Source organism: Streptomyces sp. NBC_01474, assembly GCF_035918215.1.
Lineage (GTDB): Bacteria > Actinomycetota > Actinomycetes > Streptomycetales > Streptomycetaceae > Streptomyces > Streptomyces aureus.
Map to the genome: position 1 here is coordinate 2,040,760 of NZ_CP109449.1, position 14,463 is coordinate 2,055,222.

A 14,463-nucleotide genomic window follows, 5' to 3' on the forward strand; every position below is an offset into this window, starting at 1 on the left:
GACCGGCTGCGCTCGGCTCCACCGGGCGGGCTCCCAGCTCCGCCGCCCTTCGCGCTCATGCCTTCGGCCCGCGCTACGGGCACTACGCCTACGCCCGCCCACATGTCAATCCCCCCGTTTCGTGGAGACCTTCCTATGCAGCCAGCTCCTCGGTGAAGCCGGCCCGGTAGCCGTGTTCGTAGTCGATCGGGCTCTTCCAGTCGCAAACGCTGTGCAGTCGTCGCGTGTTGTAGAAATTGGTGATCCAGGTCGCAATCCGCATCCGGGCTTCGGCGCGAGTTGCGAAGGCGTGCCGGTGGACGTACTCGACCTTCAGCACGCTGTTGAACGCCTCACTCACGGCGTTGTCGAAGCACGAGCCGACCCGGCCCATGGATTGAAAGACGCCCAGCCGGCGGCAGGCCCGTCGGAACTTTCGCGAGGCGTATTCGCTGCCGCGGTCGGTGTGGAAAATGACGCCGCGGACGTCCCCACCGCGGGTGGCCGCGGCCATGTTCAGGGCAGCGACGAACAGGCCGGCGTCGTGTCGCTCTCCCATCGCATAGCCGAGCAGGCGGCGGGAGAACAGGTCGATGACCGTGGCCAGATACAGCTTGCCCTCGCCGGTCTCGATCTCAGTCATGTCCCCGCACCACACGAGGTCGGGCGCCTCCGCGGCGAAGTCGCGGCGCACGAAGTCCGGGCTGGCCGGTCGCCTGCCCGGCCTGGTCAGCCCACGCCGTCTACGGACCGTGCGGACCGCCAGGCCGAGCTCGGCCATGATCTTCGCGATGGTGTTCACCGAGACGCGCCAGCCCTTGCGAACCAGCGTGATCCAAATTTTCGGGGAGCCGTAAGTGCCGCCGGAGCTCGTGAACTCCTCCTTGACCGCCTCCACCAGCAGCAGGTGGCGCGTCTGTCGCGCGGTGGGCCTGCGGCCGCGGTGCTTGTAGAACCACGACTCACTCACGCCCAGGGCGCGGCAGGAGATGCGGTGCGGAATGCCCTGCTCGGTCCTGAAGTCGCTAATCGCCCCGACCACTTGGGACGGGTCCGCCACGGCTACTTCACCCACAGGACCATGCAGCGTTTGAGCACATCACGCTCCATGACCAGTTCCTTGTTGTCCCGCTTGAGCTGAGCATGCTCCCGCCTCAGCCGCTCCAGTTCATCGTTTTCCGCACCGGGCGCCGTCCCGGCTCGGCGGGCCCGGGACACCCAACTGGCCAGGGTCGTCTCGTTGATGCCCAGATCCTTGGCGACCTCGGCGACCGACTTCTCGGTCTCCGCCACGATCCGTACTGCCCCCTCACGGAACTCCGGATCGAACTTTCGACGCTTCTCCGCCATGACTCTCAACTTCCCCTGCAGTCACGGTCTTCACGCTATGAGGGGAGGGACAACATGATGGGTGCCGGGGCTGTGCAGCGGGCAACCGCACAGCTCAACTCTCCGTCGGAAGGCGATGCCTCCGGCGGGGAATCGGGCGGCACCGGGTGGGAGGGGGCCGCGTTCCCGGCTGCGGGCAAATCGTTCGGATGGCAGTGAGCAGGATGGCCACCAGCTCCGACGGGCAGTGCCTGAAACCTGGCAGGGGCGACTCCGAGCGAGTGCACCGCCAGGGAGCTCTCGGCAATCAAGTCCGCCATGCGCTCAATCAAGTAGAGATCTTGCTGCCTTTCGAACTCTGGCAATAGGATGATCGCGCTCGATTTTACGCAACTCTTCAGAGATATCGGGATACCCGAGTGCCACGCCTCTCCTTTTAGCCCGCAGTAGACCACGGAGGGCACCGAACGGCACAGCCACACCGTTCGCGCCGAGCATCTGCACCAACCTCTGACTCACCAGTCGGCGATCGACATTTCCAGAGTCGTCGTCGAGGCAGTACCCGAGCATCTCGGCAGCCTGAGCCCGCACGAACACTGATACGTCAGCAGTCATCTGCATCAAGTATCCGATAGCAAGGGCGTCTCCTAGCACTTTGCGGGCAGCGGGTAGCGACTTGGCTGCCTCAACGCGAACGCTCGATGCGGACGTGCTTGAAAGTCGAAGAAGCGTGACCAAGGCATCATTCGATCCAATTGCCTGAGCAGCACAGAGAAATCTGAACAGTGCACCAGAGCTTCGATCGGAACTATCGAATAGGCCAGAATGAACTGAAGTCAAGCGATCTGGATCACTTGAAATCTCTCGCACAACATCACTCGGGATTTCACTCACCCGGACGGCAAGAAAGTCCAAGACTGGCTCTTTGTCATCCGCTGCAACCAGCGGATCCCGCAGGAACTCTGAAATCGCAGGCCAAATGGAATCCCACGGCCTCTTGGTCGAGAGAGCCGCACCAATCAAAGCAGGATTACTGGCACCGAAATTCCACGATCCTCGCGAAGCTTGATTGCGGATTCTGCCAATTTCCCTTGTGCACAAATCGGCAACGGCTCCAGAAAGGATTCCTAGTAGGTCTGCACCCACCTCATCTGGCAAGTCCACTAGCTGCGCAGAGCGCTCAAGTGTAAGTTCCGTGCGGCACGCCGAGTGGAAGAGCTCTCTGGCTACAGGATTTCCGGTTCGGCAGATTTCATAGAGGACCGAGTCAAGCAGAGTACGCCAGTCACCGTCGACAGCAGCACTTGAGCGAAGCAGGTTGATCCAATTCTCTTGCTCAGTGGAGGAAACTAGGGACCAATCGAGGACGTCGACAGCCTTACCCATGTGGAAAGATTGCGTCGAATCCTCATCTCCCACTCTTTCCCTTATGCGTCGCGATAGATAATCACCATCCGCAAGCTCTCGAGCCAAAGCCGCTACCGCATCCCAAAGCGGAAATTCGGTTCGGTACCAACCATGAGCCCTACGCGCATGCATAGGAAGCCGATCGTCGAGCAACGAACGGATTACCGAGTCAGCTTCTTCAGCTCGGAGCAGGGGAGCTCCCACACGAAGAAGGTGAAACTCAAGATCGGTAACTTCGCGCTCTAGTCTTCCTAGCGCCTTCTGCAATTCGCTGTCTAGCGCATCTAGCGGGCCCTCTTCACGTACGAGTCGCAGTCCATCGATATAACTACGACTTCCCCAACCTTTCCTGAGGTAAGCCAGCCCTTGGCTAAACTGCGCTGTTACTCCGTCTGCGCCCTCAAGTGGTCGAAGCATTCGCTCCATCCCAAGCCGCTGAGAAGCTTCAAGGTATCTATGCCAATGACCAACCACCTGTACGCGCAAGTAGTAGGCGTACAGGTTACGCGAGATGTAGTCATCATTTCTGATCGCGCGAGGAGGCTTCGGCAAGGCTCGATCTCTAATTCGATTTTTGAAGTCCTCCGACATGTACTCAACAGCGGCTGAGGATGCCATTGAGTCAAGGTCGATCCAGAAGCGGGGGGAGGCCGGCCGATCACCACGTTCAGCCAGAAGAAACTCATCGGACAGCATGGCATTCATGGCGCCGACGTTGCTTTCAGCCGAATACTTTAGTCCGTCGAGCGCTACTTTTAGAGTATGAGCGCCGCCAGGCGGGAACTCTGCAATCTTCACTTTCGCAGAGTTTGCCCAATATAGAGCGCGTGAGTATTTCTTGACCTCTGCGTTCCGCAGGGATGCCTGAAGCTGCATCATGACGCTAGGGAAAGCGCTTAGATCCGGCTGCTCTTCGAGTAGCCGCTCGCAAATATGAAGGGCTTGATCATGCATTTCCATGTCGGCATATGCGACACTTGCTAGAATGCACGAAATGGCCCGCAGGTCGGAATCTAGATCTCCATCGAAAGCGAAATTTTCGAGTTCGATGGCTCCCATTTCTTGCGTCTCGTCCAAGACAGAGCGCAAGACCGAGCGAACGAACGCCCACTCACTAGAGGGCATCGGGTACTCGCCAAGCAGATCTGGGACAGACTCGGGAGATTCCCGGCCACGCCAAAGATCGTACTCCATCAGACGCCCCAAGAGGACAAATGAAAGTGCGGTGGCACTCCGCGAGTACCCAGGATCTCGCCCATTAACCGGCAATACGTCGTGCGGGCAAAGTGCCGCCACTACCCAGTCATTCATATCGTCTTTCACCTGCCTCGCATGGGAATGGAGCGAAGATTTCCTCGCCGTCTACCGGGATCCATGCGATCCATCTGGAGAGCCGTTCTATTCAGATAAGCCACGACAGCTTGGATGGGTGACTCGCCTTGGTAGGTTCCATACTCGAAAGAGTATGCATGGTCAGCTCCTAGCTGCTCGAATAGACCCTTCGAGTACCAGTCCAGATCCATTTTGGAAAGCACAATAGTGGGGATGCCACCTCGCGCCGCTGCCTCTGCAAGCTCCACGCAGGAGGCTGAGGGCGACTCGTCATCGACGATAATGATTGCTGCTGAAACGCGCGCCATCATTTTGTCGATCGCATCTGCCTCTGCTCCGGGACGGGAGGCGAATCGGACCTTGGTCACAGAAATTTCATTCGGCGGCCACTGCGCCGTTAGCATGTCAACAGCGGACCCGATGATCGGGCTAACAGTGTCAGGGTCCCCGCTGTTCACCCAGACAATGCTGGGCCTCAAAACCGTCTGCTGCGCACTACGCGCTAGAGCATTCTGCCAAGTCTTATCAGATTCGTGGAATCGAAGATTCAGATCGAGTAGCTCTGATAGACCTGGCGAGACACGCATCGCCTCGACTATGGGCACTGCCCACGCGCCCAAGTCGCTCGCAGCATCTCGCGTGCGCGTAACCATTCCGAAGACCTGATGGGTGTCCTGGTTGAGAAGAGGCGCGCCACTCATGCCAGGCGATGCCTGACCGGACTTGAGAGTCCACCTACGACCATCCCCAATGTCAGCCGGCCCTTCGAAAATAAACCGAGCTGATGACGGCCGGAAGATGCTCTGCTGGAAACGATCAGTGTAGCCCCATGCCCACCCTTCCGTAGCAGGGTGCGCGAGGCTCGGCTCTCTTGGATCTAGCTGAACGCAGCGATGCTGCTGATAGTCGATCTCTAAACAGGCCATGTCTGGCCATGGATAGGGGCTTGCTAGCTGCGCGGGGAGCTCTGGGGGTGGGGGGCAAATAACGCGAACGTGAGCTGAGTGACTCATATCGCGCATTTCCACCGTAAGTGCCTCCCCGATTCGGGATGCCTCTGCGACGACATGAGCACACGTAATTAGTCGACCAGGCGCAACAAAAAAGCCCGTGCCAATTGCTCTAGTTGATCTTACTTGAGCTGTGCACTCCATAAGCAGGTCATGCACAGGATTTGATTGCGACTCCAACTAGCTGCCTCGCGCCGCTCTGCTCCCTCAAGCCGACGGTGGAGTCGGCGCAGAATTCCAGGTGAGCGTAACTTTCAGAGTTGCATTTGCCGAGCCAGAGACAATCAAGCCGCCGAGCTTGCCGGATTCAACCTTGACATCAACACCGAACTCTACGCTCGCCGAATCAGGGCGAACAGCCTGCACAGCGTCACGAGCCAAGGTAGCCATGCCCGTGATCGCGGACCGCACATCGTCAAGCGAGGGGACGCCCCGGGCGGCGATGTCCTGCGCAGGGTCGTGTCCGTCGGTCGCCATCGCGACGATCGAGACGAGCCCACCGTCAGGCAGGCGGGCCTCTACAACTCGCTCTTCCCCGCTCACTGTCCACTCCCATACGACACTGGCTGTCTCCGCAGGCAGACTACCGCTCCATCCACGCGCGTACCGCCGATAGAGAGGAGGTGCGCGGTCAGACTAAAGCCACCTCGTTCCCGCCCCCTTAAGGATCAAGCTCTTCGGCCGCTGGTCGCGCGCTCACGGAATGCAACATTCCGGGATATAGCCGGTGGCGCAGATGACGACGGCACCCGCCCCATCCGCTTCCATGCAGGTCAGGGCCTTGTCGAGCTTGGAGTGATTGGACCTCGAAGTCAGGGCCTGCCTCGTGACGCGTTGGCTCACGCGAACGCCTCTCCGCTAGGGCGCGCGTGAGTGGCGCGTGAGCGTCCGAGACTTCTCGCTACCTGCTGACGTTTCCTCAGGTCATGCCGGGAAGTCAAGATCAATGGCGCCTGCCCTCCGGAGTCGTGTGCGATCGCGGAGCAGCGCTGTCAGTGGCCAGCTGTACGGTCCGCCCATGAACGAAAGACCCACGACAGGTTGGCGCAAGGGCATAGAGAGGGAGCAACGCAAGCTGGCCACCGGCACGCTGGATGCGGACTGTGCGTGCATGGCTGAACTGTTCCCGGAGAGCCTGATCACCGCCACAGACAGCGTCCTGGACGCGTTCGAAGCAGATATCTCAGCGCTCCAGGATGCTTCCGACGAGCGCATCTTCGATGCAGTTCAGCGTGTTGTCCTGGCCCTGAACGCCGTCAACGACGAGCACGACGGTGCCGCTTACGAGACGGACGAACGTGAGCAACTGTGCCACTACATCGACGAAGCCCTCGCCGAGCAGGGAGTCAATGTCCTTGCTCTGACCGCACGACATGGTTTGGGGCACTACGAACTCACGGACCGGTGGCGCGACTGGTAGCGTCGCCGCCGTGTCGAATGCGTGTCGAAGCGAGCTCGCCAGCCAACAGTGATAGCGGATAAAGGCAGCTCAGGCGGTGTCCTCTCCCGCACTGTCCGGGCGCCTTCTAAGCGCTCGGCCGCTTAGAACGTGCCACAGCCGTGCCACATCGTGCGGTCAATCACGGTCAATGAGGGTTTGCTGCAGTCGAGATGCGCCGTTGACCTGGGCTGCAGCCAGAGCCCTTGTGACCTGGGCATCACGGCGACCCCGTACCCCCGCCCTTACAAAGCAGCGATCCAGCTTTGACCGGAGCCTTGAGATCAGTCCGGCCGCGGGACCTCGTGGGCATCCAGCGGGGTTGGATGGTGCGATGGAGCGCGTTGAGGCAGAGCTGTTCACGGACGGTGGGAACAACGCTGTGGTGCGCCTGCCGCCGCGTCGGTTCCCCGGCGTCTTGATCCAGGGTGACTCTCTCTCCGTTATCCACAGTGAAGTTGCCGAAGTCCTTGAAGCCTGCGACCAGGGCGACCGCCGGGGCACAGGAAACCGTTGGCCTGCTACTGGCTGACCTCGATGAATTGCTGGCGCGGTACACCTGTACGAGGCGACCCTCGCCCGTCGCGAGCAGGTGCTCGGCGACGCCCGGATCAGGGCGTGAAGGAGCGGTGTTGGGGTTTCGGTCTGCGTGGCGACCTCGATCGCTGCTGTCACGAGGGTGTCGTAAACACTTCAGCATCCCGGGACAGCCAGCCGCGCTCTCCGAGACGCTCAGCCACTGTCTCATCGCCGCTCCCTGCCCAGACCTCGATGCCGGGCGCCTGCTCTACGTCGGTATAGCCCCGCGACACATGGCGAACCGGACCAGCACGCAGAACCTGCGTAAGCGCGTGAGGTATCACTACCGGGGCAATGCGGCCGGATCGACGCTTCGCCTCACGCTCGGTTGCCTGCTCGGGATTGAGCTTCGTCGGGTGGGGAGCGGGACGCGTATGACCTTCGGCAAGGCCGGGGAAGCCGTCCTCAGCCAGTGGATGGCAGAGAACGCCCGAGTGTGCTGGATCGAGCACAACGAACCGTGGGCGCTGGAGTCGGAACTCATCTCTCAACTCGACCTGCCGCTGAACCTCGACCAGAACCGCCACAACCCGTTCCACAGCCGTCTCAAGAACCTGAGATCCCAAGCTCGCGAGCGCGCACGAGAGTTGGCCGTCAGCGCATAGACCGTCTGTCGGTCTGACATCACCAACTGACGTCAATGACGGCGAACGATGGCACACGGCGGTGACTGAAGCCGGATGTGTGAGCGACCAGCTGGCCTCGTTCCGGCACCTCGCATCGCGCAGCGATCGATCTTGCAGATCGCAACGTCACAGGCACGTCATACCCCTTCACACCGTCCACACCGGTCGGGACGATGGGTCTTCCATCTCAACGTTCCTGGGGGATCCGTGGGGTTCATCAACGACGCCATGGCGCGCGGCGCCGAGTTCATCAAGAATGCCAAGGCGCAAGGTGCCACCGACGAAGCGCGTAAGGCCTACGCCGAAGGACGCGCCGTTCTCGTGTACAAGATCATAGAAGCGAGCGGGGGCAGCATTGATTACACCGGACCCATGACCGGCGTAGGCGAGCAGATCGAAGCCATCGAAGCCGAAGGATGGGCGTTGGCCAACATGGCGACAGGCGAGAGCAAGACCCTCAGTGGCGACGAACGCGTTGGCCTCGTCTGCGTGTTCCGCCGCCGCTAACACTCTTCGATCGGCCCGGCCTGCGCCCGGCCCCATCGCGCCGATCCCCCGGGCGGCCCACACGGGCGGAGATCAAGCAAAATGAGTTCGCAGTGGGGCCCTTCAACGTGCGAAGTCTCAGTTTTGGTCTCCCGCCTCGCTCTAACGCTGCTGAGCCCCGTAGCGCGACCTCGGCGGCTCCTGCGCCGTCAACCGATACCGAAGTGGCGGGAGACTTCTTCGATCGTGAAGCGGGCGCGGAGCTTGCAGGCGGAGTTCTGGTTGGCGAAGAAGCCAGCCCGCCACAACGCCCCCGCGCGCGGCAGAGCTTCTTCCCAGTCGACTGGCACGACCCACTCGCGGCGGTCCTCCCCATCTCCGTCGTCCGCCGTATCTGCGTGGGCTCGGTAGCTGCCCTTTAGGGGTAGCTCGGCCATCTGCCGGCTCTCGCCGTCAACGGTGAGCGTGGCGTCCTCAAAGGGCCGCGGCTCACCGGACACCGTGCCCACTCCTACGTATCCCGCCTTGGGGATATGGGTGAACACCCGCGCCCCTACAGGTAGAGAGCGCAGCGTCCGGGAGAACCAGTCTCCACCGCCGGCTGACACAAAGCCGTACTGAAGGGCGTCCTCCCAACTGCGGCTTCCGGACTCATCCCCGAACGAGACGTACCAGTCCGTGCCGTTCCAGGGCTCCTGTTTCCCGCGGGCCTTGGCACCAGCGGGAGCCACCACCGTCTCGGCCTCGTCCATCAGCCAGGTACGGGCGAGATAAGAGCGCCCCTCATCCTCGAAGTGGCGGAAGAACAGTACGTTGAGGGGAACCTGGTAGCCGGCTGCCAGGTAGGTGACGATCCGCTCCGTGGCCGCATCGATCTCGCTCGCGACGACAGTGAGGGTGTGGGCGCTGTTTAGCGCTTCCGGCGGGCTGCCACCGAAGCGGAGCGCGAACGCCTCGTCCAGCTCCTCTGCCAAGCCGCGCCCTCGGGCGTACCCTCCGTAGATCTCACGCACCTGCTCATTGCTGAGGTCTTGGACCCAAGAGCCGTAGTCGAGGAGCTGGGCGACGACCTCCCGAGGCGTGCGGTCCCGTTTGAGCTCCAGGACGTGCAAGCCCCCCTCGACGTCTATGCCGAGTAGGTCTATGAATTTTCCGTGGTCGGTCTGCACCTGCCGACCGATCAAGAGGAGGGGCCTCCCCAGGATCTCCGGATCAGCCTCAATGAGGTCTTCGAGTCTCGCCTCCACTCGCATCGGCCGCGTAGTGACCCGTATCGGCCTGTCATCCACTCGCCACAGCCCGAACTCCAATGGCACGTGCGCTCCTCCTCTGATCCGACATCGTGAACGAGCAGGTAGCTGGAGGCCGCACGGAAGCCGTAGTTGGCGAGGAACGCCTGTCGCTCGACCCGGCCGTGCGGAACTGGCTCACAATTCAAGCGTCGCCGACATTATCTTCGTATGTGCGGCGGCAGCGGGGCCGAGTCGACCCTACTTCTCCGTGAGTGACCTCCAGCGGTACCGCGCCCGCTTCTTTCTCCCCGAGGCAGACGAACCGCACCTTACGCATGCCGGTGATCCCGCGACAGTGATCGCGGCAGTTTGCCTGGCCGGTGACTGACTCATATCTGGCCTACGGCAGGAACTAATACCCCAGTGCGAACAGGGCTGTAGTGAGGGCGGCGGCGAGGTTGAGGGTCGCGGCGAAGGCTACAGCGGCGCGAGTCAGCGCGGTGGGATAGGTGGCGTAGTCGCGGCGGGCGAGGTAGCCGGCGCCCGTCCCGACGATGGCGGCGACCACAAGTGCCAGGGTGCAGGCGAGCAAAATCAGGGCGATGTGGTCAGACATGGTGTCAGTTCCTCTCGGCACAGCGAGTGTTGTCGTGATGCCGAATCTTGTGGATCCAGTGTTCGCCGTGGTTCGCACGGTCGAAGATGAACGATGGCGAACAGCGGCACAGCACAGGGGGGCAGCGTGGGGACGAACCACTTCCAGGATCCGGCAGCCGCACTGGCGGAACTGCGCGCCCAACTGGAGGCTGGTCGGGTTGCGTTGGGGCTGAACCAGACTGAACTGGCCCGCCGTGCCAGCCTGGGCCGTACCTCGGTCAGCCAGGCGCTCAGCAACACCGCGCCTTCGCCTACTGCGCAGACGGTGGGCGCGTTGGCGCGTGCCCTCCGCCTAGAAGTCCGCCCCTTACTAGACTTGCTGGCCACTGCGAGTGGGGCGCCTCACGGCCCGGGCGGCGCACTGGGAAAGCCAATCGCGGACTGCAATCCGCATGACCTGGAAGTGCATCCCGCGGCCGAAGTCCCCACGCGTCATGGATACGGCAGAGGCCCGGACGGTGCGATCGGGCGAGGGCGGCAGTCCCCACTGCCGTCGTATGTGGGCCGTAGGCACGATGAGGAACTGTTTGCTCTCGTCGACGCCACGACGCACGGGCGCACGGGCGCACGCAGATGGTGGTGCTGGTCGGCTCGTCCTCGACGGGCAACCGGCATCGAACGCGAGCGGGTTGCTGAATCAGCAGGCGACTGGCTCGATGCCGCAAGGGAATGCCTCGACGGCGGCGGTGACCCGGGACCCGGGGTCTAACCACTGTCATCCACATCAGAATCGGTCGATGCTGATGTGGATGCGGACATGGGGTGCCGCCGGGTTTTTCCGCTCAGAGGATGCGGCGCCGTCGGCGGCGGGCAGCACGGGTGTCGCTGATCTTGGTCGAGGGTTCAGCGGTGGTCTGAGGTGAGGGTGCGAAGACGACTACCGGATTCGGTAGACGCTTCACCTGTTTCTGCGTGCGTGTCTATCTGCCTGGCTACTGCTCCGGGTCCCGCTTGAGGAGTCTCCTGAACGCCCTCGATGGCGCCGGCCCCACGCGCCGGAGCACGACAGCAAGCGTCTGACAGCAACGCAATAGAACTTTCTCTCATCAAGGCACACGGCTGCGCTCCGCTCCGCCAGGTGCGCTTCCCGGCTCCGCTCCTGGGTGCCGCTCCTGCCTCCAAGACAGCCATGGCCGCGCCTCGCCCCAGGCGGCGGGACGGGAATCGGGTCTGCTGCAGGTTTGGGTGACAGGTTCGGTCACGCGGCCTGGAGGGCCGGTCTCCCCAGCAGCACGTGGCGTCGCCGCACGCCTGACCTTCACGGCCTGATCACACAACCGCAGACGGGATCAACGCACTTCAGCATTGGCCCCGTCCGCACATCCACGCGGCGGTCAGAGTGCCGATGCGTCCATGAGGGTGCCGTCATCGATGGCACCACGCAGGACGTGGGCGATCTCCTCGGGCTTGAGGTCGATGCCGTCTAGTCGCTCCACGGTCAGCGGGATCTCTTGCAGCGCGTATTCGCCTCGGCCTTCGGCGCTGAACTCGGGACCGGTGCGGTCGTCGAAGTTCCACGTCGCGATGCGGGCGAGGTAGAAGAACTGACGCTCCTCGTCCGTCTCTATCGTGTGCAGCAGGCGGACGATGTCGGCGTTGCCCGCGACCTCTTCGTGGATCTCCCGGTGGAGGGCGGCTTCCCGGGAGTCGTCGCCGGCTTCGACGCCGCCGCCGGGCAGGACCCAGTACACGGGGAGGCCGGGCTTGGTGCGGCAGATGACCAGCATCGTGTCGTCCGCGGTGACGAGGACGGCTCGGACTCGTTCGATCATTTCGCTCTGTCTCCTTGTTTGTTGATGGTCTCAGTGCAGCAGCCAACCGCCGTCGACGTGGACGGATTGCCCAGTGATGAACGATGCGGACGGGCCGACGAGGAACGCCACCAGGGCTGCCACGTCTTCGGGGCGCCCGCGTCGCGGGACGCACTGGCGGTTGATCTGGTCTTCCGGGCGGGCGCGGTGTTGGGCGGGGATGGCGGTCTCGGCTTCCACCTCGATGGCGCCGGGCAGGACGGTGTTGACGCAGATGCCGTGCGGGCCGAGCTCGCGGGCCGGGGAGCGGGTCAGGCCCAGGAGGCCCGCCTTGGCTGTGCTGTAGGCGACGAGGTTGGTTCGGCCGGCGCGGGCATTGACGCTGCCAATGTTCACGATCCGGCCCCAGTGGCGTTCGATCATGCCGGGAGTCAGGACGTGGCAGGTGCGGTAGTGGGCGGTGAGGTTCACGTCGAGGGAGTAGTTCCAGGCGGCTTCGTCGGTGTTCTGCCAGGGGACGCGGGGGTAGGAGCCGGCGTTGTTGACGAGGATGTCGACGGGCCCGATCTCGGCACGTACGAGGTCGGCCATGGTCTGCACGGCGGTGGGATCGGTCAGGTCGGCGTTCACTGCGATGCCGGCGTTTCCGTCGCGCTCGAGGGCGGCGAGGAGGGCGTCGGCGTCCTGGCCAAGGTGGTTGACGGCGACGGTGGCTCCGGCTGCGGCGAGGGCCCGTCCGATCTCGGCGCCGATGCCGGTGGCTCCGCCGGTGACGAGGGCGTTGCGGCCCTGGAGCGGCCGGGCCTGGAGGGGGATCTCAAGCAGGGGCAGGGGCATGGCTGCTCCCTTCACCGTGGTTGGGGTTAGGTGCCTGTGTGGTGGTGAAGAACGTGTCGAGGGTCGTGATCGGGTCCTGGCTTTCGGCGAGCTTGATCAGCACGAGCAGGAGGTCGTGTCCGGTCAGCCGGGCTGCCGGAATGACGCCGAGGATGCGCAGGGCAAGGTGGGCGTGGATCTCCTGCAGGGTGGTGCCGTCCTCTCCTTGGAGACCGTCCAGGGCCCGGGCGATGGCCGCACTCCGGCCGGGGCCGGTGTTCCAGGAGTACAGGACGTCGATGTGTCGGCGGCTCTCATGGAGCTCCAGGTGTTCGATGCGGGGGCGGGTTTGTGGCGGGAGGGCGAGGCGGAGGGTGCGGGCGTATACGTCGGGTTGGTAGTCCGGGACGAGCCAGCCGCCGAGGGCCATCAAGTACCAGAGCATGTTGGCGGCTTCACCCACGGCGATGTTGCGGCCGGCGAACTCGAAATCGAGCCAGCACAGCGGATCGGCGATGTTGGGCTCCGTCGGGTCGCCCTGTGTCAGGCCGGCCAGCCAGCAGCGGTCGGGGGCCAAGGCGTGGCGGAGGCTGTCGATGATGTCGGCGACGTTCAACGTCAGCTGCCTGCCGTTGGCGGTGAGGGTGAGGTCGGCCAGCTCCCGGAGGGTGAGGGTCGTATCGGTGTGGGGCAGGGCGATCGGTAGGTCGCGGCGCAGGTACCAGCAGTCCAGCCGGCCGCCGGGACGGATCCGGTCGAGGTAGAGGTCCGGAACACAGTCGGCCAGCAGCGTGCGCTTCCCGGTCTCCTCGGCCGCTGCCCGCAGGTCGGCACAGACGCCGTCCACCAGGCGGTCCAGGCGGGGCAGCACGGCCGAGTCCCGGTCGGCCACGGCGATGACATCGCCCATCAGCAGCTCGCACTGGCCGGTGGCGAAGACATCCTCGTAGGCGAGGAATTGTCTGTCGGGCAGAGCGATCTGTCCGTGAAGGGCCGGAACCGTGATGCGGGGAGCGAGCTGTGCCCAGCCCTTCGCCTCGGTGGCGCCCTGCTCGCGGCTTGCCGTCGCCTTGTGGAAGGTGGCCGCTGGGGCCAGGGGCAGGCGGCCGCCCGCGCTCACCGGGCCGTCCCCGGCAGGGTGTCCAGCCAGCTCTTGAGGACCATGGCCGCGAGCGCTTTGGTGGCGGAGCGCTCGGTGCGGGCGGCGACGACCCGGTTCGTGTTTTGCCGTTTGGCGTCGAGGAGCACGGTGAGGGCGTCGCTGTCAGAGGGGCACTCGATCCCGCTGAAGCGGAGTTGGATTTTCGCGAGCAGCGCGGTGACATCGTCGACACCGCACACCACGTGGCCAGCTACCGCACGCAGGACGGCCGTCATCAGGACTTCCCCAGCGCCCGGCAGGCTTGCACCACCGGCCTGAACGCCGACGGCCACTCCGAAACCCTCTATCGAGCCCTGATGCGCGCCGAGGCCGCAGCAGGCAACCGCACCGGACTGCGCTCCGCCATCGCACGATGGCAAGACGCGAACCGGCACCTCACCCGAGACCAGATCGACAAGAAGACCCAGACACTCGTCGACGAACTACTCGCAGCCTCCTAGCTGAGCGGGGAGAAGACCCGTGGGACCGATCTCTTGGGGCCGCGGGCTCAAGAGTTCGGCTCAGGCGGCGGCGAGCTCGCGGCGGGCGGCTAGGACAGCAGTTCTGCCGCCACAGTCGACATGAGCGGGCTGTCCTGCCAGCGTGCCACCGTCTCCCAGACTGCGGCGCTTGTGGCCCCTGTATCTCTTCGCCGACCAGCCGGCCGGGTTGCGTGTCCA

The 14,463-nt window shown here is 63.6% G+C and carries 17 protein-coding genes; 6 read left to right on the plus strand and 11 right to left on the minus strand.

Annotation, left to right across the window (positions count from 1 at the left end):
* Positions 1 to 133: 133 nt before the first annotated feature.
* The 5 genes from OG758_RS09780 to OG758_RS09795 form a co-directional block, all read right to left on the minus strand.
* On the minus strand, positions 134 to 1,039 hold the full coding sequence (locus OG758_RS09780; protein WP_326709616.1) for an IS3 family transposase: 906 nt from the start codon (positions 1,037 to 1,039) through the stop codon (positions 134 to 136).
* Positions 1,040 to 1,041: 2 nt separating this feature from the next.
* Entirely contained in the window at positions 1,042 to 1,329 is a 288-nt protein-coding gene (locus OG758_RS09785; protein ID WP_326709617.1) for a transposase, read from the minus strand.
* Positions 1,330 to 1,632: 303 nt separating this feature from the next.
* A complete protein-coding gene (locus OG758_RS09790) occupies positions 1,633 to 3,774 on the minus strand; it encodes a hypothetical protein (protein ID WP_326709618.1) in 2,142 nt (713 codons plus the stop codon).
* A gap of 260 nt (positions 3,775 to 4,034) precedes the next feature.
* The gene (locus tag OG758_RS48905) at positions 4,035 to 5,201 is read right to left on the minus strand and encodes a S1 family peptidase (protein ID WP_442810416.1); all 1,167 of its coding nucleotides are present in this window, start codon (positions 5,199 to 5,201) and stop codon (positions 4,035 to 4,037) included.
* A gap of 63 nt (positions 5,202 to 5,264) precedes the next feature.
* Positions 5,265 to 5,600: a CU044_2847 family protein gene (locus OG758_RS09795; RefSeq protein ID WP_326709619.1), complete on the minus strand. Its 336-nt coding sequence runs from the start codon at positions 5,598 to 5,600 to the stop codon at positions 5,265 to 5,267.
* Positions 5,601 to 6,075: 475 nt separating this feature from the next.
* On the opposite strand from OG758_RS09795, the gene OG758_RS09800 reads away from it, so the two are divergent.
* From OG758_RS09800 to OG758_RS09810, 4 genes are all read left to right on the plus strand, one after another.
* Positions 6,076 to 6,477 (plus strand): hypothetical protein, encoded by a 402-nt coding sequence (locus OG758_RS09800; RefSeq protein WP_326709620.1) that lies wholly within the window; start codon positions 6,076 to 6,078, stop codon positions 6,475 to 6,477.
* Between the two features lie 352 nt (positions 6,478 to 6,829).
* On the plus strand, positions 6,830 to 7,027 hold the full coding sequence (locus OG758_RS48910) for a DUF6959 family protein (RefSeq protein ID WP_442810279.1): 198 nt from the start codon (positions 6,830 to 6,832) through the stop codon (positions 7,025 to 7,027).
* Between the two features lie 97 nt (positions 7,028 to 7,124).
* On the plus strand, positions 7,125 to 7,679 hold the full coding sequence (locus OG758_RS09805) for a GIY-YIG nuclease family protein (protein WP_442810280.1): 555 nt from the start codon (positions 7,125 to 7,127) through the stop codon (positions 7,677 to 7,679).
* Between the two features lie 228 nt (positions 7,680 to 7,907).
* Positions 7,908 to 8,207 carry a hypothetical protein gene (locus OG758_RS09810; protein WP_326709621.1) on the plus strand — a complete coding sequence of 100 codons (300 nt, stop codon included), beginning with the start codon at positions 7,908 to 7,910 and terminating at the stop codon, positions 8,205 to 8,207.
* 188 nt (positions 8,208 to 8,395) lie between these two features.
* Here OG758_RS09810 and OG758_RS09815 read toward each other — a convergent pair whose 3' ends face one another.
* Entirely contained in the window at positions 8,396 to 9,502 is a 1,107-nt protein-coding gene (locus OG758_RS09815; protein WP_326709622.1) for an endonuclease NucS domain-containing protein, read from the minus strand.
* 328 nt (positions 9,503 to 9,830) lie between these two features.
* Positions 9,831 to 10,034: a hypothetical protein gene (locus OG758_RS09820; protein WP_326709623.1), complete on the minus strand. Its 204-nt coding sequence runs from the start codon at positions 10,032 to 10,034 to the stop codon at positions 9,831 to 9,833.
* Positions 10,035 to 10,127: 93 nt separating this feature from the next.
* Between OG758_RS09820 and OG758_RS09825 the strand changes: the two genes are divergently transcribed.
* On the plus strand, positions 10,128 to 10,784 hold the full coding sequence (locus OG758_RS09825; protein ID WP_326709624.1) for a helix-turn-helix transcriptional regulator: 657 nt from the start codon (positions 10,128 to 10,130) through the stop codon (positions 10,782 to 10,784).
* A 625-nt stretch (positions 10,785 to 11,409) separates the two neighbouring features.
* On the opposite strand, the gene OG758_RS09830 is transcribed toward OG758_RS09825, so the two are convergent.
* From OG758_RS09830 to OG758_RS09845, 4 genes are read right to left on the minus strand one after another with little or no spacing between them, the layout of a single operon-like run.
* Positions 11,410 to 11,847, minus strand: a complete 438-nt coding sequence (locus OG758_RS09830; RefSeq protein WP_326709625.1) for an NUDIX hydrolase — start codon at positions 11,845 to 11,847, stop codon at positions 11,410 to 11,412.
* Between the two features lie 30 nt (positions 11,848 to 11,877).
* The gene (locus OG758_RS09835) at positions 11,878 to 12,663 is read right to left on the minus strand and encodes an SDR family NAD(P)-dependent oxidoreductase (RefSeq protein ID WP_326709626.1); all 786 of its coding nucleotides are present in this window, start codon (positions 12,661 to 12,663) and stop codon (positions 11,878 to 11,880) included.
* Positions 12,644 to 13,762: a hypothetical protein gene (locus tag OG758_RS09840; protein WP_326709627.1), complete on the minus strand. Its 1,119-nt coding sequence runs from the start codon at positions 13,760 to 13,762 to the stop codon at positions 12,644 to 12,646. The genes OG758_RS09835 and OG758_RS09840 overlap by 20 nt, the downstream gene beginning before the upstream one ends.
* Entirely contained in the window at positions 13,759 to 13,983 is a 225-nt protein-coding gene (locus OG758_RS09845) for a hypothetical protein (RefSeq protein WP_326709628.1), read from the minus strand. Before OG758_RS09845 ends, OG758_RS09840 begins: the two co-directional genes overlap by 4 nt.
* A 3-nt stretch (positions 13,984 to 13,986) precedes the next feature.
* Between OG758_RS09845 and OG758_RS09850 the strand changes: the two genes are divergently transcribed.
* The gene (locus OG758_RS09850; RefSeq protein WP_326709629.1) at positions 13,987 to 14,244 is read left to right on the plus strand and encodes a hypothetical protein; all 258 of its coding nucleotides are present in this window, start codon (positions 13,987 to 13,989) and stop codon (positions 14,242 to 14,244) included.
* Positions 14,245 to 14,463 lie beyond the last annotated feature (219 nt).